The 18,796-nt window shown below is 61.5% G+C and carries 15 protein-coding genes and 1 pseudogene; 9 read left to right on the forward strand and 7 right to left on the reverse strand.

Features of this window, described 5'->3' with window-relative positions; translation table 11 throughout:
- Window positions 1-6: 6 nt before the first annotated feature.
- From CWI66_RS02535 to CWI66_RS02550, 4 genes are all read left to right on the forward strand, one after another.
- On the forward strand, window positions 7-1,719 hold the full coding sequence (locus CWI66_RS02535; protein WP_081137788.1) for a thiamine pyrophosphate-dependent enzyme: 1,713 nt from the start codon (window positions 7-9) through the stop codon (window positions 1,717-1,719).
- A 64-nt stretch (window positions 1,720-1,783) separates the two neighbouring features.
- On the forward strand, window positions 1,784-2,611 hold the full coding sequence (locus CWI66_RS02540; protein WP_100730845.1) for an alpha/beta fold hydrolase: 828 nt from the start codon (window positions 1,784-1,786) through the stop codon (window positions 2,609-2,611).
- A gap of 27 nt (window positions 2,612-2,638) precedes the next feature.
- Entirely contained in the window at window positions 2,639-3,415 is a 777-nt protein-coding gene (locus CWI66_RS02545) for a metallophosphoesterase family protein (protein WP_100730846.1), read from the forward strand.
- A gap of 103 nt (window positions 3,416-3,518) precedes the next feature.
- Window positions 3,519-4,769, forward strand: a complete 1,251-nt coding sequence (locus tag CWI66_RS02550; protein ID WP_100730847.1) for a PQQ-dependent sugar dehydrogenase — start codon at window positions 3,519-3,521, stop codon at window positions 4,767-4,769.
- 75 nt (window positions 4,770-4,844) lie between these two features.
- Here CWI66_RS02550 and CWI66_RS02555 read toward each other — a convergent pair whose 3' ends face one another.
- On the reverse strand, window positions 4,845-5,780 hold the full coding sequence (locus CWI66_RS02555; RefSeq protein ID WP_100730848.1) for a cation diffusion facilitator family transporter: 936 nt from the start codon (window positions 5,778-5,780) through the stop codon (window positions 4,845-4,847).
- 120 nt (window positions 5,781-5,900) lie between these two features.
- Here CWI66_RS02555 and CWI66_RS02560 point away from each other — a divergent pair, with 120 nt between their 5' ends.
- Window positions 5,901-6,416 carry a GNAT family N-acetyltransferase gene (locus CWI66_RS02560; RefSeq protein WP_100730849.1) on the forward strand — a complete coding sequence of 172 codons (516 nt, stop codon included), beginning with the start codon at window positions 5,901-5,903 and terminating at the stop codon, window positions 6,414-6,416.
- A gap of 15 nt (window positions 6,417-6,431) precedes the next feature.
- Here CWI66_RS02560 and nirD read toward each other — a convergent pair whose 3' ends face one another.
- The 4 genes from nirD to CWI66_RS17940 form a co-directional block, all read right to left on the reverse strand.
- On the reverse strand, window positions 6,432-6,818 hold the full coding sequence (gene nirD / locus CWI66_RS02565) for a nitrite reductase small subunit NirD (RefSeq protein ID WP_100730895.1): 387 nt from the start codon (window positions 6,816-6,818) through the stop codon (window positions 6,432-6,434).
- A 69-nt stretch (window positions 6,819-6,887) separates the two neighbouring features.
- Window positions 6,888-9,404, reverse strand: a complete 2,517-nt coding sequence (nirB, locus tag CWI66_RS02570) for a nitrite reductase large subunit NirB (protein ID WP_100730850.1) — start codon at window positions 9,402-9,404, stop codon at window positions 6,888-6,890.
- Between the two features lie 2 nt (window positions 9,405-9,406).
- Entirely contained in the window at window positions 9,407-10,702 is a 1,296-nt protein-coding gene (locus tag CWI66_RS02575) for an NAD(P)/FAD-dependent oxidoreductase (RefSeq protein WP_100730851.1), read from the reverse strand.
- A gap of 124 nt (window positions 10,703-10,826) precedes the next feature.
- The gene (locus CWI66_RS17940) at window positions 10,827-11,306 is read right to left on the reverse strand and encodes a hypothetical protein (RefSeq protein ID WP_139788524.1); all 480 of its coding nucleotides are present in this window, start codon (window positions 11,304-11,306) and stop codon (window positions 10,827-10,829) included.
- Between CWI66_RS17940 and CWI66_RS02585 the strand changes: the two genes are divergently transcribed.
- The 4 genes and pseudogenes from CWI66_RS02585 to CWI66_RS18280 form a co-directional block, all read left to right on the forward strand.
- A complete protein-coding gene (locus CWI66_RS02585; RefSeq protein ID WP_100730852.1) occupies window positions 11,305-14,019 on the forward strand; it encodes a nitrate reductase in 2,715 nt (904 codons plus the stop codon). The two genes, CWI66_RS17940 and CWI66_RS02585, sit on opposite strands and share 2 nt — an antisense overlap.
- Window positions 13,979-14,839, forward strand: coding sequence for a uroporphyrinogen-III C-methyltransferase (gene cobA, locus CWI66_RS02590; protein WP_100730853.1), 861 nt, complete (start codon window positions 13,979-13,981; stop codon window positions 14,837-14,839). The genes CWI66_RS02585 and cobA overlap by 41 nt, the downstream gene beginning before the upstream one ends.
- 124 nt (window positions 14,840-14,963) lie before the next feature.
- On the forward strand, window positions 14,964-15,131 hold the full coding sequence (gene arfA, locus CWI66_RS02595) for an alternative ribosome rescue factor ArfA (RefSeq protein ID WP_081195449.1): 168 nt from the start codon (window positions 14,964-14,966) through the stop codon (window positions 15,129-15,131).
- A gap of 165 nt (window positions 15,132-15,296) precedes the next feature.
- Window positions 15,297-15,425 (forward strand): annotated as a pseudogene (locus tag CWI66_RS18280) (RNA-guided endonuclease TnpB family protein); the annotation flags it as partial.
- Between the two features lie 210 nt (window positions 15,426-15,635).
- Here CWI66_RS18280 and CWI66_RS02605 read toward each other — a convergent pair.
- Window positions 15,636-17,243, reverse strand: coding sequence for a gamma-glutamyltransferase family protein (locus tag CWI66_RS02605; protein WP_100730854.1), 1,608 nt, complete (start codon window positions 17,241-17,243; stop codon window positions 15,636-15,638).
- A 43-nt stretch (window positions 17,244-17,286) separates the two neighbouring features.
- Window positions 17,287-18,795, reverse strand: a complete 1,509-nt coding sequence (locus CWI66_RS02610; RefSeq protein WP_100730855.1) for a tripartite tricarboxylate transporter permease — start codon at window positions 18,793-18,795, stop codon at window positions 17,287-17,289.
- Window position 18,796 lies beyond the last annotated feature (1 nt).

The raw sequence follows: 18,796 nt of genomic DNA on the forward strand, positions 1-18,796 counted from the left end.
TCGCAAATGAGCGCAAATGTAGCTGAAATCATTGTCGAAACACTGCAAGACGCCGGTGCCAAACGTTGTTATGGCGTGGTAGGGGATACGCTGAATCACTTTACCGATGCCCTCCGGCAGAGCGATATCGAATGGATAGGCGTTCGCCATGAGGAAACGGGCGGCTTTGCAGCAGGAGGAGAGGCTTATATCACTCAGGAGCTGGCGCTATGTGCCGGTTCCTGTGGGCCTGGCAGCCTGCACTTTGTCAATGGCCTGTTCGATGCCCACCGTAATGGCTCCCCCGTGGTATTGATTGCCTCGCAGATATCACTGGGTGAAACCGGCAGCCAGTTTCCTCAGGAAGTCGATCAGAGCGCCATTTTTCAGCAGTACAGCGTGTTTTGTGAAACCGTGGTATCGCCGGAGCAGGCGCGCCGCATGGCTGCCTTGGCGGCCCAGGCCGCTCTTACCAAGCGCGGCGTGGCGGTGTTGATCGTGCCCGGCGATATCATGACGCAAACGCCCGACAGCACCCTGGGCTACCGTACCCACCGCTTCAGCTACTCCGTGCGCCCCAGTGCCGAGGCGCTGGTGCCCGCCGTCGAGCAGCTCAACAAGGGGGGCAATATCACCATCTTTGCAGGCGCAGGCTGTGAAGACGCCCGCGAGCAGGTCATGGCGCTGGCAGAAAAGCTCCAGGCGCCGATTGCCTGGACCTCCCGTGCCAAGGACTTCATGGAGTACGATAACCCTCATCAGGTAGGCATGACCGGCGTATATGGTCTGGAAGGTGGCTACCATGCCGTCGCGGAGTGCGACACGCTGTTGCTGCTGGGATGCAATTTTGCCTTCAGCCAGTTCTACCCGGAGCGCGCCTGTATTCTTCAGGTAGATGTGGACCCCGCCCAGATAGGCAAACGTTACCCGGTGGATGTGGGCATCGTCGGCAGCACTCGGGACACCTGTGAAGCGCTGTGCCAGGTGGTGCAACCCAATACGCACACCCGGTGGCTGGAAAAATGCCGCAAGCGTTATGCCAAGTCGCTGGAAAAGTCGGCTCATCAAACCAGGGATAACGATACGATCCACCCACAAGAGCTGACCCTGGCCATCGACCGGCACGCGGCCGACAACGCCGTGCTGACCGCAGACACCGGCAGTGTCAACGTGTGGATGCTGCGCCATATCCGTGCCCTGGAGGGCCGCCGCACCCACTCCAGCCTTCAGCATGGCACCATGGCGAACGCTTACCCGCAGGCCTTGGGGATTCAGTTGGCCTACCCCCATCGCCAGGTGATTGCCATGTGTGGCGATGGTGGCCTGACGATGCTCATGGGCGATTTACTCACCCTGGTCCAGCAACGAATCCCGCTCAAGATCGTGGTGTACAACAACAGCTCCCTGAGCTTCGTGGAGCTGGAGCAGAAAGTGGAGGGGCTGTTGGATAGCTACACAGAGCTGCAGAACCCCGACTTTGGAGAAGTAGCCAAGGCCATGGGGCTGTGGGGGCGCCGGGTAGAGCAGCAGTCGGAGCTGGACGTGGCCATCAGCCAGTGGCTGGCTCAACCTGGCCCCGCGCTGCTGGACGTAGTGGTCAACCCCATGGAGCTGGTCATGCCGCCCAAGGTAGAAGCAGGGCAGGTCGCCTCGACCGCGCTGTACTCGGCCAAGGCGGTGTTGAGCGGACGGATGGATGATGTGGTGCATCTGGTCAAAAGCAATTTCCTGAAGCGCTAGCACGGCAGTGGCATGCTATGTTGTCAGCAGCTCACACAACACTGACAACACAAAGAGCCATGCCATGACCTCACACTCGGATGCAGTGACCGTTCATGACCGCTGGGTAGATACCCCCAGCGGTCGTCTGTTTACCCGCACCTGGCAGCCGCGCCATGCACGCTCGGCGGTGCCGATTCTGCTGTTTCACGACTCGCTTGGCTGTGTGGAACTATGGCGCAGCTTTCCCGCCGCCCTTTGCCAGGCCACGCAGCACCCAGTCGTTGCCTACGACCGTGCGGGTTTCGGGCGTTCTGACGCTCGATTGGCGAAACCGCCCCATACCTTCATCGAGGACGAATACCGGCAAGCGGTTGCAGCACTGCTGGAGGCGCTGGCAATTACCCACTTCATCGCCCTAGGGCACAGCGTAGGAGGCTGCATGGCCGTTCACTGTGCAGGCCAACAGCCGGAGCGTTGCCGAGGCTTGATCACGATCGCCGCGCAGGCGTTCAACGAACCGCGCACTCGTCAGGGTATCGAAGCGGCCAAGGAAGCGTTTCAACAGCCCGACCAGTTTGCCAAGCTAGCCAAGTACCATGGCGACAACGCGCGCTGGGTGCTCGATGCCTGGATCGACACATGGCTGCACCCCGACTTTGCAGAGTGGACGCTGGTACCCGCACTCGAGCGCGTGCAGTGCCCGACCCTGGTACTGCACGGCGAGCGAGACGAATATGGTTCCCACCGCCAGCCAGAGCGCATTGCGCGCTACACCCACGGCCCAGCCCACTGTGACATCCTGCCAGGCGTCGGCCACGTTCCCCATCGTGAAGCAGAATCCACGGTAGTGGCCTTGATCGAGGAGTTTGTCGCCCGCCTGACGCTTGAAGTAAGCGTTACGAATGCGTGAGCGAGCATTCAACAAAGGAGCAGACGGATGCGCTTGAGAGTCTTGTCAGATTTACACCTGGAGCACTTTGCAGGGCAGCGCGAACTGCCGGAGGTAGCGGCCGACATAGTGGTGTTGGCGGGCGATATTCATCGTCATACCGAAGGGCTTGCATGGGCCAGAAGTCAGTTTCCTGACCTCCCCATTTTGTACGTACCGGGTAACCATGAATTTTATGGCACCTGCATGCCGACGTTGAGAGAAGCGCTTGTGGTGGAGGCAGCTAACCAGGGTATCGAGCTGCTGGATAACCGCAGTGTCGACTTGGGCGGCGTACGTTTTTACGGCACGACATTATGGACAGATTTTGCGCTTTACGCCGATGACCCTACCCGTGACCCCCATGAGACGTACACCAAGGCTCAGCGCTATATGCCAGATTTTAGCGTGATCACGCTTGATGAAGATGAGGTGTTCACCCCCCAGGCCAGTCAGCGGTTGCACGCTGCTGCTGTGGCATGGTTGGAGAAAGAGCTTGCCATACCCTTTGAAGGGCGCCGCGTAGTCATTAGCCATCACGCGCCTCTGCATTGCTGCATTCCAGAGCGCTATCTCGGGGATGCGCTATCTCCTGCCTTTGCCTCCCACCTTCCCCATTTGATGGGAAAGATGGATCTGTGGATTCATGGGCATGTGCATGAGCCAGTAGACACGATGTGCGCCGGTACGCGGGTGATCGCCAATCCGGGCGGTTACCCCGACGAGTTTTTGCCGGCGCTTTTTCGGCCAGCGTGGGTGGTCACGATAGCGGATAGTGCTTCTTAGATTCGCTTGCTAACTATTGTTGCTGCCTCTACCAGGGTCTTCTAGGCTGAACCGGTGATAACGCTAATGTTTAACTTTTTTGGGTTCAAGCAAGGAGCACCGCATGAAGACTCAGGGACGATTTCCGCTTTCCGTTGGCAAACTACCCCATTGGACGGCCGCATTTGCGCTGCTGGGCAGCGCGAGCGCCCTGCACGCTGATGTCCGCGTGGTCAATGAAGAAGTTGCCAGTGGCGTAGAAAGTGAAGAGACCCGCTTCACCATCACGCAGGTGTTGAGTGGGCTGGAGCATCCTTGGGCGGTGGCATGGCTGCCGGATGGACGGATGCTGGTGACGGAACGTCCCGGGCGTCTGCACCTGGTCGATGGCGACAGCGTGACCGAGCTGGGTAACTTGCCCAAAACGGACATCGACGAGGATGAGGAGTCTGCCACGGAGGGTGGCAATCAAGGCGGCTTGCTGGACGTGGCCGTGCATCCTGATTATGACGAGAATGGCTGGGTCTATTTTACCTTCTCCAGCCCTGGTGACCCCCGCGCCTTCAGTACCTACGAGCCGGATTACGGCACCGGCTTGGCGGTGGCCCGAGCGCGTATCGATGCGGACAGCGCCGAGCTGGTCGATCTCGAAACCCTCTATACCCAAGTGCCGCGCACCCATCCGGGCGCTCACTATGGTTCGCGCATCGCGTTTCCGGGCAACGGCGAGATCATCTTCCCCATCGGCGACCGCAACGTGCAGAACCTGCCGCAAGACCTGACCAACCCGGGCGGCAAGATGATCCGCCTGCTTGAAGAGGGTGGCGCCCACCCGGACAACCCCTTCATCGGGGTCGAGCCCGGCAACCTGCGTCCTGAAATCTACTCCTATGGCCACCGCAACAATCAGGGGCTCACGCTGCACCCTGAGACGGGCGAGCTATGGGCGGTAGACCATGGGCCGAACGGTGGCGATTTGCTCTATCGTGTCGAAGCGGGCGCCAACTACGGCTGGCCCATGGTGGCCTTCGGCACCGAATATACGACCGATGCCCATATCGGCCTGGGCACCGAAGCGCCCGGTGTGACCGCGCCCACCCACGTGTGGGAAGAGTCGATGGCGCCTTCCGGCATGGTGTTCTATACCGCCGATGGCGTCAGCGAGTGGCAGAACAGCCTGTTCGTAGGGTCGCTCAAGCGTGAGCAGCTGCACCGGCTGGTGCTGGACGACAACAACGAAGTCACCCATGAAGAAGTATTGCTGGCGGATACCCTGGGCCGTATTCGCGATGTGCGTCAGGGGCCGGACGGCTACCTCTACGTGCTGACCGACGAGGAAGATGGCGGCCTGTATCGCATCGAACCCGAATCCTGATACGGATAAGCTAAAACAGTGAAGAAGCACATGAAAGGCACCCTCGGTTGCCTTTCATGGTATGGAACGAGTGCTTCAACGCGCTTTTTCTATCAGCATGCCGCAGGAGGGCGCCGCCCAGCGGTGATCGGAAGTAAAGACCACATCGCAGACCACCGGGGAGTAGTGCTGACGCACCTCCTGGTCGATGCGCTGGCGCAGGGAATCCTGCGCTTTCAAGGACAGGTTGGGCAGGTGCTCTGGCAGCACCACGTGCACGATCACGTACAGCAATCGACCTGGGCGGACCATCCGCACGCGAACCTCCTCGGTATCCACGTCTGCCAGGCCACGGGCCACCGCCTGGCGCACGGGGGCGGCAACGCTTTCCTCGGGTGTCTTGTTCAGTAGCTCGGCCAGCGCTTGTGAGGCCATGCGTACCGGCACGCCCAGGCAAAGCACCACAACGGCAATGACCAGCACCGAATCCACATACGGGAGCAGGGTTTGCCAACCCAGGGTGTCAAATACCAGAACCAGGCAAAAGGCAGCCAATACGGCGCCTGAAATCACGCTGTTGACCACCCAGTTGAGCTTGTCGGCGGCCACCAGCGGGCTGCTGACACGCCTTTGACTGCGGTGCATGACCCAGGCCGTCAAAGAGCACGCCGCGGTGGCAAACAGGGCATACAGAACCGCCAGCCCTGCTGAAATGGCGCGTCCCCCGGTCAGCAGTGCTGCCACCGCATCGACCAGGGCAAAGATGGAAACGCCCAGAATCAGCAAACCTTTGCATAGATTAACCAATGACTCGAAGTAGCTGTAGCCGAACGGGTACGACTCGCTGTCCGGACGGCTGGCGAGTTTGCTGACCTTGATGGTCACCAGCGCTACGCTAAAGTAGATAAGGTTGAACAGGCCGTCCAACAGAATGGCTTGAGAATTCGAGGCCAGCGTGGCGATGATGCCCGCACAGCCGATCAAGAGGGCCATGAAGGCGGAAAAAGCCAGGGTCGAGGCTTCTGTTTTCATGAACTGATGGCTCCCATGCCTACCTAATCAAGAGGCTGGCAAGCATAGCAACAGGATGGCAGGCAATGTCAGCGATTTCTTTTGGAATTGCCCTCAGAGGCCCCAAGGAAGGTGATACCCATGCAGCATGCCAAGGATTTGGCCTTTGATTTGATGTGCCCTGAAGACAGCGTTGACCTGCTGCACTTCGAGCTAGCCGAGCGCGTCTGGTTCGAGCAGCACATCGAAGCGCGTCCAGAGCGCTTTTACACGCCGCAAGGCGTGGCTCAGCACATCGTCGAGTGTCTGGCGCTCCATGCTCAGCGGCGGATGAGCCCCTTGATCGTCCGTTGGCGCGGCAGGATCGTAGGCCGGGCCAATCTGCGTGATATCGACAACGGCCAAGCCCGCGTCGGGTATCGCATTGCGCAAGCGGCCTGCGGTCAGGGGCTGGCCCATAAAGCGCTCCACCGCCTGATCGAGGATGCCCGCTGCCTGTATGGCATCACCCGCCTGGAGGCCATCGTGGCGGAGGAGAACGCGGCCTCCAGGCGGGTGCTGGAGAAGGCGGGTTTCCGTGCGGAACAGCGTTTGACGGCTTACTCGACCGTATTGGGCAGCCCTCGGGATTGCCAGGTGTTTTGCCGCCGTTGGTGAAGCGTGTGGCTCACCTTACCCCTTTATCCACACCTCCTCCCCCTGGAAGCGTACCTGCCAGGTACGCAGCCTGATGGTGTCATCTTCCACGCACAGGCCATCCTCCAGGCGAAAGTGCTGTTTATACAGCGGGGAGGCCACGACGGGCTTGCCCTGCAGGTCGCCGACGATACCTCGGGCGATGACATAGGCGCCTGAGAAGGGGTCGCGGTGGTCCAGGGCGTAGAGTTCGTGTCCGTGGCCGGGTACGTAGAAGAGCGCCACCTGGGCGGGGCCTTTCGGCGTGTCCAGCCAGGCGGCCACGCCTGAAAAAGCGACCAGGTCGGCCCTGGTGCACAATGGCTGCCAGGTATTCTCGCTGGCAGTGGTGCTTATATCAGTGCGGGTGTCTGTACTCGACATGGAGTCTGAACTCGGCATTGTGTGCTGTGCAGTCGCGGTCATGGCGATTCTCGTGGCGGATGGGCGAAGTTATACGGGGCGCAGCTGGCCACGTTCGGAAGTCATGATGATCGACGGGTCGGGACGCTGGTCGTTGACGAAACTGCGGAAGCGCTTGAGCTTTTCCGGGTCGCTGATGGCGTTGGCCCACTCACACTGGTAGCTGTCCACCACGTGCTGCATTTGGCGCTCCAGCTCATCGTTGATACCCAGGCTGTCTTCCAGAATCACCTCCTTCAGGTAGTCCAGGCCGCCTTCCAAGTTTTCCCGCCATACCGAGGTGCGCTGCAAACGGTCGGCGGTGCGCACATAGAACATCAGAAAACGGTCAATGGTGCGGTAGAGCTGCTCGTCATCTAAATCGGTGGCGAAGAGTTCTGCATGGCGGGGGCGCATGCCGCCGTTGCCGCACACGTAGAGGTTCCAGCCGTTTTCGGTGGCGATAATGCCAATGTCTTTGCTCTGCGCTTCGGCGCACTCGCGGGTACAGCCGGAAACTCCGAACTTGATCTTGTGCGGTGCGCGCAGGCCCTTGTAACGGTTCTCTAACTGAATCGCCATGCCCACGCTGTCCTGTACGCCGTAGCGGCACCAGGTACTGCCGACGCAAGATTTCACGGTGCGCAGCGACTTGCCGTAAGCGTGGCCCGTCTCGAAGCCCGCCTCGATCAGTTCGCCCCAAATGGCCGGCAGGTCTTCCAGCCGTGCGCCGAACAGGTCGATGCGCTGGCCGCCGGTAATCTTGGTGTAGAGCTGGTATTTCTGGGCCACTTGCCCCAGCACCACCAGCTTATCCGGGGTGATTTCACCGCCCGCAATGCGCGGCACCACCGAATAGGTACCGTTTTTCTGCATATTGGCCATGAAAGTGTCGTTGGTATCTTGCAGCGGCACGTGGGCAGCGTCGGTAATCGGTTCGTTGAAGCAGGACGCGAGGATCGACGCCACGGCGGGTTTGCATATGTCGCAGCCCAACCCGTGGGTATCGGCGTTACCGTGCCTTGCCATCAGCTCGCTGAACGTCTTGATGCCTTCCACGCGCACGAGGTCGTAAAGCTCCTGGCGCGTGTGGGCGAAGTGTTCGCAGATCGAGGTGTCTACCTCGACACCGCGGGCGGTCAGCTCGTGGTCCACGACACTTTTCAGCAGGGAAGTGCAGCCGCCACAGCCCGTGCTGGCCTTGGTGGCCCCTTTCACGCTGGCCAGGTCGCTGGCACCCTCGTCGATGGCGCTGCAAATACGGCCTTTGGTGACGTTATGGCAAGAGCAGATCATCGCCGTTTCCGGCAGCGCATCCGGGCCAAGTACCGGGGCAGCGCCGCTTTGCTGAGGAAGAATCAGCGCAGCGGGCTCTTTGGGCAGCGGGATGCCGTTGGCGTAATACTGCAGCAGGGTGTCGTACACGCTGTTATCGCCTACCAGCATCGCCCCCAGCAGCTTCTTGCCATCGCTGCTGACCACCAGCTTGCGGTAGACCTGGGTGAGGGGGTCCAGATAGCGGAACATGCGGGCTCCCGGATTCTGGGTGCCGTGGGCATCGCCGATAGAGCCGACATCCACACCCAATAGCTTGAGCTTGGTGCTCATGTCGGCGCCACCAAAGCAGGCGTCTCCGCCTGTCAGCGTCGAGACCGCCGTTTTGGCCATTTGGTAGCCCGGCGCCACGAGGCCAAAAATACTCTGGTTCCACAGCGCCACCTCACCAACGGCGAGAATGTTGGGGTCGCTGGTGCGGCACTGGTCATCGATCACCACGCCGCCGCGCTCCCCGATACGCAGGCCGCACTCACGGGCCAGCGTATCCTGGGGGCGAATACCGGCCGAGAAGACGATGAGGTCGGTTTCCAGCACCTTGTCATCCTGAAACACCATGCGCAGGCGGCTGGTGTCGCCGGGCTCGATGCGCTGCGTGGCCCGTTCGGTAAGTACCTGAACCCCCAGTGCCTCGATTTTTTCACGCAGCAGCTCGCCGCCTTCGCTATCGACCTGCATGGGCATCAGGCGGGGCGCAAACTCCACCACGGCGGTGTCCAGATTCAGGCCGCGCAGCGCGTTGGCGGCCTCCAGGCCCAGCAGGCCACCGCCCACCACCACGCCATTGGTGGCATCCTGGGCGGCGGCGCGAATGGCGTCCAGATCATCCAGGGTACGGTAGACCAGGCAGCCGGGCTGATCGTTGCCGGGAATGGGGGGGACGAAGGGAAACGAGCCGGTGGCCAGGATCAGCTGGTCATAAGGGTAGGCGCCTTGGGCAGTGCGCACCGTTTTCTGCTCGCGATCAATGGCGGTGACGGCTTCGCCGCTGCGCAAGGTAATGCCATTAGTGGCGTAATAATCGGCGTCGCACAGGGCGAGGGACTGCGCATCTCGGCCGCTGAAGTATTCGGAAAGGTGAACCCGGTCGTAGGCTCGGTGGCGCTCTTCGCCAAAGATCGTCACCTCGAAGGTGGCCAGCGCACCGCTGTCGACGAGCTGCTCGACGACATGGTGACCGACCATGCCATTACCGACGATGATCAGTTTCTGTGGGGGATGTTGAGTAGACATGGCTAAGCCGCCTCGCGGTGTGAGAATGGGGAAGATGCGTGGGATGCCAGCACGGCCTGGGCATCGGCTGCGCCAAACAGCAGCAGATGGCGGCACGCAGTGAGATCGGTGGCGGCCAGCGCCTGTTCGAAGTACCAGGGTCCGTGCCGGGTATCACCGTATAGAATGGCGCCCTCCAGGCGTCCCTGATGCATCAGCAGGCGGCAGTAGTCGCCGTTTTCAGGATCCAGGTAGTGCAGCGTGTCGTGGTGTGGTTCCGCCTCTGTGGGCCCGAACGCGTAGAGCTGCACGCCGCTGATCTTCAGCTTGGTGGCCGTGGGGGCTTCTGCATAATGGGCTGGCGTTTCGCCGCACAGTACGGCGGCCAGAACCTCGACCTGCCGCCAGATCGGTTCCACCAGGCCGTACGTGTGCTGTTCGAACTGGCAGCACTCGCCCAGCGCAAAGATGTGCGGGTCGGAAGTGGTCAAATGGCCATCGACGAGGATGGCCCGCTCGCAGGCCAGCCCCGCCTGCTGGCCAAGGGCGCTGTTGGGGCAAACCCCCGCTGCCATGATGACGTGATCGGCGGGCAGCTGGCGCCCGTTGGCCAGCGTTACGGCACAGACCTGGCCCTGGCCGTCATCTTGCAGGCCGGTCAGCGTCACGCCGGTATAAAAGGTCATGCCCCGTTCCTGCAAGGTGGTTTCCAGCAATTTGGCGGCGGTGGTATCCAGTTGGCGGTTCATCAGCCGTTCACTGCGCTGCAGCAGGCTGACACGCAGTGCCGGGCCGCCGCGCTTGCGCAGGCCGTCGGCGGCTTCCAGGCCCAGCAGGCCGCCGCCCACCACCACCACGTGGCCACCGCGCTGGGCAATGGCTTCCAGGGTGGCGACATCCTCGAGGGTGCGAAAACCGTGTACGCCGCGCAGGGCGACCCCCGGCAGGTCGGGCATGGCCGAGCGGGAGCCGGTGGCTATCACCAGGCGGTCATAGGAGAGTGCATCGCCCGAGTGAGTGATGACCCGCTGACGTTGACGGTCGATCTGCGCGACGCGCTGGCCAAGGCGCAGGGTCACGCCTTGCCGGGCAAGGGCCTCTGGGTCTTGCAGGGTCAGGGCCTGCTGCTCCAGTTCACCGGCTAACCGAGGTGACAGCAGGATGCGGTTGTAGGCAGGCACCGGCTCCTCGCCGATCACGGTGATGCGTGCCGGGCGCGCCGGGTGACGCAGCAGCGTTTCGACCAGTCGATGGCTGGCCATGCCGTTGCCAATGACCACCAGATGCGCGTTGGGTGTGCATCGAGAGACCGTTTCCATGGTGGCTCCTGTGAATAAAAAACGCCCCTGACACGACCTTCACGAGGAAGGGTGTCAGGGGCGTCGTTGCCCATGGGCAGATTCAGTTACATGTCGCAACCGCCATTGGCTGCGCGATGTAAACTCATATGACTAGCAGCAGCAAAAAATCGGCCAGCCGATGGCTGGAGCAGTATAGTTTTTTTAAAATCAACTGCTTGACGTCATCAATAGCGGCCCCATTAACCGTGATATGGGCCATGGCTGCACTGGTTTGGTGCCTTGTGGAGTGGTTCTGCACCAGCGAAAGGCTCGCTGGCGTGTTGTGGAGGCACTGAATGTGAGAGGCGGTTTCTTTAGGTTTATGTTTTTGCTGATATTTATGAGTTTTTTGGAATATAGGGCCAATACTTGCAGTACTCCAGGTAACAACCAACAACGGCTCATTGCAGCACATTTGCCCATAATCAGCACAATGACTAATCGCGTCGAATAACGCTAAACGCAGCAAACCACTGATGAGTACGGCACGTGACGTGCCCCTGTGACAACGGCGTCCAGGCAAGCCTCTTGAGAGAGGCTGGCTTGGGCGCTTTTTGCTTTTTAGCGCGGGAGGAAATGCCATGCCAACGACCGCTCAGGTCAACACCACCTGCCCCTACTGTGGCGTGGGCTGCGGAGTGACGGCTACTCTGGAAAACGGCCGCGTTGCGGCGGTAGAAGGGGATCGCGGGCACCCTGCCAACCATGGCCGGTTATGCGTCAAGGGCACGGCGCTGCATGAAACCCTGGGCCACCATGGGCGACTGCTGCGCCCTCGGGTCGATGGCCGTGAGGTGAGTTGGGAGCAGGCATTGACCGCCACGGCCGAGCGGCTGCAGGCCCAGCGCAGTGCCCATGGCAATGGCTGCGTGGCGGCCTACCTGTCAGGACAGCTGCTGACCGAAGACTACTATGTCGCCAACAAGCTGTTCAAAGGCTTCCTCGGCACCCCGCATCTGGATACCAACTCACGGCTATGCATGGCGTCGGCCGTAGCGGGCTACAAGCGTGCCTTCGGGGCGGATGCCGTGCCCTGCCAGTATGAAGACCTGGAAGAGGCCGAGCTGGTGGTGCTGGTGGGCTCCAATCTGGCCTGGAATCATCCTGTGCTGTATCAGCGTCTGAAAGTCGCCAAGGAGCGTAATCCACTGATGCGCGTGGTGGTGGTGGACCCGCGCGTCACGGATACCTGTGATATCGCCGATCTGTACCTGGGCATCGCGCCAGGCAGCGACGCCTTTCTGTTCAACGGGCTGCTGGCCTGGATGGCGGCCCAGCAGAAGCTGGACGATGTCTATTTGCAGCGGCACACCGAAGGGATCGAGCAGGCGCTGGCCGCCGCCCAGCAGAGCGCCGGTAGCCTGCAAGCGGTCGCGAAGGCCTGCGACGTCGACGAAGAGCGGCTGGAGACCTTCTACTACTGGTTTGCCAGCCAGCTGCATGTGGTCACTCTGTACTCTCAGGGCGTCAACCAATCCTCCAGTGGTACCGACAAGTGCAATGCGATCATCAATTGCCACTTGGCGGGCGGCAAGATTGGCCTGCCGGGGGCCGGGCCCTTTTCGATCACCGGCCAGCCCAATGCCATGGGAGGTCGCGAAGTGGGCGGGTTGGCAAACCAGCTGGCGGCGCATATGGATTACCACACGCCCGGGGCACGCCAGCGTGTCAGCCGCTTCTGGTCGACGGAGCACCTGTCAGCCTCGTTGCCTGACGGGCCGGGCCACAAGGCGGTGGAGCTGTTCGAGGCCATCGAGCGTGGCGAAGTCACGGCGCTGTGGGTCATGGCCACCAACCCGGCAGTGAGCCTGCCGAATGGCGAACAGGTGCGTCGCGCCCTGGCCAAGTGCCCGCTGGTCATCGTTTCGGAGTGTGTGGCCCATACCGACCTGCTGCCCTTTGCCGATATCGTGCTGCCCGCGTCGGGTTGGTCGGAAAAGGATGGCACGGTCACCAACTCCGAGCGGCGCATTTCCCGCCAGCGGGGAATGCTGCCTCCGCCGGGCGAGGCTCAACACGACTGGTGGATCATCTGCGAGGTGGCCAAGCGGTTGGGGTTCGCAGAAGCGTTCGATTATGCCCACCCCTGGGAAATCTTCGATGAGCATGCGCGGCTTTCCGGCTATGAAAATAGCGGTGCCTCTGCGCGGTTGTTCGACATCTCAGGCCTGAGCGGCCTGGGCCAGGCGGCGTATGATGCGCTGGCCCCCATTCAGTGGCCGGTCACTCGGCAAGCGCCCCACGGCACGCCGCGGCTGTTCGTGGATGGCCAGTTTGCCACGCCCAACGGTCGTGCACGGCTGCTGCCGATCGATCCGCGTTTGCCCCAGCAGGCGCTTTGCGAGCGCTACCCGCTGCGCCTCAACACTGGCCGCGTGCGCGACCAGTGGCACACCATGACCCGCACGGCCCGTGCGCCTCGCTTGATGAACCATCGCGCCGAACCCTTCATCGAGCTGCATCCCGAGGACGCCGCCGAGCATGGGCTCGAAGCGCAGTCGCTGGCTCAATTGAGCGCGGCCACGGGGGAGTATCGGGGGCGTGTGCGCCTTGCCCACGGGCAGCGCCGTGGGGAAGTGTTCGTGCCCATGCACTGGACCGACTGCTTTACGGGCCAGGGGCGCAGTGGCGCCTTGCTGCAAGGCATCACCGACCCGGTCTCGGGCCAGCCAGAATCCAAGCAGGGCGCCGTGGCCCTGCGTCGGTTACCCATCGCCTGGCAGGCCACCTTACTGGTGGCCCAGGCAGACGAGTCGCCCGCGTGGTGCGACAGCGATTACTGGGCGCGTATTCCCTTGCCAGGCTGTACGCGCTGGCAACTGGCGGGCTGCCAGCCGAGGGAGGATTGGCTGGCCACGCTCGCCCACTGGTGTGGAACCCCGGCCTCGCTATGGTGTGAAGACGCCGCCACGGGGCGCTTGCGAGCAGCCAGCGTGATCAATGGGCAGCTGCGCTGGTGGCTGATGGTCGGGCCGCCTGACGAGCTGCCAGGGCTTGCCTGGTTGGCTGAACGGTTCACCGATGCGGCCCTCTCCAACGCTCAGCGGCGACGCCTGCTGGCCGGCTGTGACGATGGCGCAGCGGATGCTGGCCCGGTGGTGTGCAGTTGCCATCAGGTGGGGCAGGCCAGCATCGTCAAGGCTATTCATCAAGGGGATACCAGCCTCGAGGCGCTGGGCGCACGGCTGGCCTGCGGCACCCAGTGCGGGAGCTGTATCCCTGAATTAAACGCGTTACTCGAACAGGAGCGGCCGAATGCGCACACTCGCCAAGCAGTTAACCCAGAAATGGCCTGAGGCCCTCATGCGTTTTGGCCTGCGGGCCTTGGCGCCGCTGCAAGACGACGCGATGACGAACGTTCGCTTGTCGCTCAGCGGCGAGTGCCGGGCAGGTACGGTCTACCTGGTGGGCGCTGGCAGCGGGGACGTCGAGCTGTTGACGCTGAAGGCGGCACGGTTATTGATGCAGGCCGATGCCGTGGTCTACGACCGTCTGGTCGGGGATGACGTGCTGGCGCTGATTCCCCCCGGCACCGAGCGCTACTACGTCGGGAAAGCCCGAGGCCACCACAGCGTGCCACAGGCCGACATCGGTCATTTGCTGGTGTCACTGGCCTTGGCGGGCAAGTCGGTGGTGCGCCTGAAAGGCGGTGACCCGGGCGTGTTCGGGCGCATGGGCGAAGAGCTGGCAGCGCTGGCGCAAGCCGCGTTACCGGCACACATCGTACCGGGCATTACCGCCGCGTCGGCAGCCGCAGCGGGGATGGGAATTCCTTTGACCGACCGCAGTCATGCCCAGCAACTGCGCTTCATTACCGCGCAGCTGTGCCGAGAAGGTGGCACCCCGGACTGGGCAGCGCTGGCCCGACAGGATGAAACACTGGTGTTCTATATGGGGTTATCCAAGGTGGAGACCATTTGCCACGGCTTGCGCCAGGCAGGACTGCCAGACTCCTGGCCCATCATGTTGGTCGCCAATGCCAGCCAGCCCGACCAGCAATCGCTGACCGGCACCCTGGCGAGCATGCCAGACCAATTGAGGGACCAGCCGCTACCATCGCCTTGCTTGATCATGGTCGGCAGCGTGGTCAGCATGGTGGTGGGGGCGCATCTTTAGCGGCCATTTCCAGCAGCCATTTCCAGTAGCGATTGCCGCTCCAGGGAACCAACCTGCCGATTCTCTGTCCAGAAGCGGGCCAATGCTCATTTGAAAGTCCGAAGGAATTTACATAGGTAAACGTATGAAAAAGCGGCACGGTATCAAGGACAATGCCTTGAAAGCACAGCTGCGAACACCCATGTTCAAACTGCAGCAGCAAACGCCCAGGAAGGGCAAGGGCAGCTACTCGCGCAAAGGACGGGGGAGGTTGACTCGATCAGCCGACAGAGGGCATCGCCAAGCCGCTTGACGCAGGCAGTTTTGCGATGCTTTCCCCAGGCATCACTGCACACGCTGACGCGTGATTGCAGACTCTCATCAGCTTCGCCGACCCAGGCACCTTGGGGTGTCGGTCGGCTTTTTCGCCTACCGAGAGCTGATAGCGCACGAAGTCCTGGAAAATGACGCCCACGCGGGCACGCAAGGCATTGACCGCGACGTAAACGCTGCCCGCAACATACTGCAATCGGGCAAAGCCATTCTGGCCGGGGCTGACAAGCTTCGCCAGCATGAGAAAACTACCGTGGGGCTCACGGGAGGTTAAGCCTGTGGAGCTTGTGTAAGACCTGAGGTGCTATCACCAAAGGCAACGGGCTGCGAAGCAGGAACCTGGAAGGCAGCAACCAGGGAGTCCCCTTCCTTTCCGTTGTCAGACGGCAGCGCAAGCTGAGGGAGGGGAGGAGGTCAATTGCCTGCAAGAGCCAGCCCGCCCTGGGAAGGGCGGGTGGGCAAGCAGCGCCAATGCGGAAATGCGTTAGAGCGGCAGCACGGCGCCGTCGGTACGAGGCTCTGTGCCCCCTTGAAGCACCCCAGTGCCTGGGTTGCGCAGGATGATCTGGCCACGGCCAAAGCTGAGTGAATCAGCGACCTTGACGATGTGGTGCCCTCGTCGTGCCAGCGCCAGGGCCAGGTGGTTGGGGAAGTCGGCTTCGACTTCGACGGTCTTGCCGGAGGTCCATTTCCAGCGCGGCATATCCAGCGCTGCCTGCGGGTTCAAGTGGTCTTCCAGCATGGCCGTGACGACCTGAACATGGCCCTGAGGCTGCATGTAGCCACCCATCACGCCAAACGGTCCTACCGCCTGATCACCCTTGGTGATGAACCCGGGAATGATGGTGTGATAGGTGCGCTTGCCCGGCGCCAGTGCGTTGGCATGCTCGGGGTCCAGCGAGAAGGACCAGCCGCGGTTCTGCAGGCTGATCCCCGTACCCGGCACGACGATGCCAGACCCGAAGCCTTTGAAGTTGCTCTGGATGAACGACACCATGTTGCCTTCGCCATCGGCTGTTGCCAGGTAGACGGTGCCGCCTTGCAACGGGTTGCCATGCTGAGGGTCCAGGGCTTGCTCGTTGATGAGAGCGGCACGAGCCTTCAAGTAGCCATCGTCGAGCATCTGTGCGACCGATGGCTGCATGGCTTCACCTTCGGTGATGTGCTTGAAGCCATCTACATAAGCCAGTTTGGTGGCCTCGATGCGACGGTGCAGGGTTTCCACAGGATCATGGGCAGCCGCGCCCAGGTGCTCCAGCATGCCGAGGGCCTGGAGCACGATCAAGCCGCTGCCATTGGGTGGAATCTCCCAGATATCATGCCCTTGGTAGCGGACGCTGATCGGGTCTACCCACTCGGGCTGGTAAGCCGCCAGGTCCTCCTTGCGCAGCAGGCCCCCGTGCTCCCGCGAGAAGGCATCGATGGCATCGGCCAATTCGCCTTCGTAAAATGCTTTGGCATGGGTGTTGGCAATGGCGGTAAGGCTTCTGGCGTGGTCTGGAGACGCCCATAGCTCGCCAGGACGAGGTGCCCGCCCTTTGGGAGCGAAGGTGTCAAACCACGGTTTGAAGGCGGCATCGGGGTAAACGGCGTAGGTGTTGAAGGCCTCTTGCCACATCTGATGAATGATGGGGGTGACCGCAAAGCCCTCTTCTGCCAAGGCGATGGCAGGGGCGAGCAGGTCGGCAAAAGGCAGTTTGCCAAAGCGTTCCGAGAGCGCCGCCCAGGCGGCTGGCGTACCGGGCACTGTGACCGGTAGCAAGCCATGGTTGGGCATGACATCGTGGCCCAGCGCTTTCAGGGCATCGATGGTGGCCGCCTGAGGGGCGGGGCCACTGGCATTCAGGCCGTGCAGTTTGCCATCGACCCATACGATGGCAAAGGCATCACCACCGATGCCGTTAGAGGTCGGCTCCACTACGGTGAGCGCTGCTGCCGTTGCAATGGCAGCATCGATGGCATTGCCACCCTGCTGCAAGATGGTGGCCCCGACCTGGGCAGCCAGGGGTTGAGACGTGGCGACCATGCCACGTTTACCATAGGTGGTCATGCGGCGCGAGGCGCTCGGGTAGTAAAGAGCATCGTTATGCATTGTTGGTTTCCTGTGCAGTGAACAAGGGTTATCGAGATCAGAGTCAATGAGATGCAGGTGCCTGTTTCAGGCGCTTGGCCTTGCGGTCCTGGTAGAGCGAAAACACCACCGATGCGACGGCTAGCGCAAGAAACAGCGCCGACAGTGGGCGTGTCAAAAACGTCAGCCAGTTAGGGTCGAGTTCCAGCGCTCTGAACAGCTGTCGTTCCAGGTTGTTGCCCAGCACGACACCGAGGATCAAGGGCGTCAGCGGCACCTCGGCCTTCCATAGCAGATAGCCAATCACGCCAAAGATGAACAGCACCCAGATATCGAACAGATTGTTATTGAGGGCATAAGCGCCAATGGCGCATAGCATCAGTACGACGGGCACCAAAATTTGCTGGGGAATCAGTGAAATCTTGGCGAACCAGCGCACCAGCAGCAGGTTGCACAGCACCATGACGACGGCGCTGATCAACAGCCCCGCGTAAATGGCGCCGACCAATACCGGGTTCTGTTCGAACATCATGGGGCCGGGCGTTATGCCATGCAAAATGAGCACTCCCATCATGATGGCCATGGGCAGGTCGCCTGGAATGCCTAACGCCAGGGTAGGCACGAAAGCGCCTCCAGCGACGGCGCTGTTGGAGGCTTCGGACGCGACAATTCCGCTAGGCGTGCCGGTGCCGAAGGTTTCGGGTTGGCGGGAAAATTTCTTGGCCTGATCATAGCTGACGAAGTTTGCCACGGTGCCACCGGTTCCCGGCAGCGCGCCAATCAGGCTGCCGATCAGTGACGAGCGTAGTGTGTTCAGTTTCTGGCCCGCCATGTCACGCATGATCTGACCATAGGGGATGGCGACGTTGGTATCGACGCTTTTCCCGCTGCTGCCAGAGTCACGCATTTTTTCGATATTGCCGAGCAACTGAGAAAAGGCAAAGATGCCAATCATCACCGGCAGCATTTCAAAGCCAGACCCCAGGGCGGGTATGCCGAAGTCAAAACGCAGATTGCTGTTGCGGTCATAGCCCACGGTCGTGATCAAGAGCCCGATGGCCGCGGCCAGCAAGCCTTTCAATAGCGCGCCGTTGGAGAGCCCTGCCACCAGCGTCAGGGCGAACACGATCAGTGCCGTGATCTCCCAGGGGCGGAAATTCATGCTGTAGCTGGCAATCAAGGGGCCAAAGAACACCAGCACGGCAACACTGATCAAGGTACCCAGAAACGAGGCCATGACCCCGATGCCCAGCGCCCGCCCAGGCTCCCCCTTCTGAGCCATGGGGTAGCCATCGTAAACCGTGGTAATGGAGGAGGGCGTACCGGGAATGCCCAGCATGACGCCCGAGACGATGCCGCCTGAGTAACCACCCACGAAGACGCCCACCATCAATGACACCCCGCTGACCGGGTCCATGGCGAACGTGAAGGGAAAGACCACCAGGATGGCCATGGTAACTGTAAAGCCGGGAATGCTTCCCCCGACGATACCAAACAGAACGCCAAGTACGATGAGCCCCAATACGGAAGGGCTGCTGACTTCGGCGAGTGCCTGAAGAAAAAAGTGACTCATG

The sequence above is a fragment of the Halomonas sp. 141 genome (assembly GCF_002810305.1).
GTDB lineage: Bacteria > Pseudomonadota > Gammaproteobacteria > Pseudomonadales > Halomonadaceae > Vreelandella > Vreelandella stevensii.